Source organism: Microbulbifer okhotskensis, from assembly GCF_023895975.1.
Classification (GTDB): domain Bacteria; phylum Pseudomonadota; class Gammaproteobacteria; order Pseudomonadales; family Cellvibrionaceae; genus Microbulbifer; species Microbulbifer okhotskensis.
The window spans coordinates 1-227 of record NZ_JALBWM010000543.1; the positions used below are offsets into that span (position 1 = coordinate 1).

Consider the following 227-nt stretch of genomic DNA (forward strand, 5'->3'; position numbering starts at 1 on the left):
TGTCGATGAGCAGGGCAATCTGTTGCCACTGAAATCGGATCCTTATGCCAGATCCATGCAGCATCCCCCGGAAACAGCTTCCCGTGTGGTGTACGAGTCCAGCTACACCTGGGCAGATCAGCAGTGGCTGGATGAGCGTGAGTCGCTGCAAAAGCCTGACAAGCCCATCGCCGTGTATGAAGTGCACGCGGGCTCCTGGCGGCGCAAACACGAGGACGGCAACCGCT

Annotated in this window: 1 pseudogene; it reads left to right on the plus strand. The window is 59.0% G+C overall.

Annotated elements, in window-relative coordinates:
* Positions 1–227 (plus strand): annotated as a pseudogene (locus MO867_RS23230) (1,4-alpha-glucan branching enzyme); the annotation flags it as partial.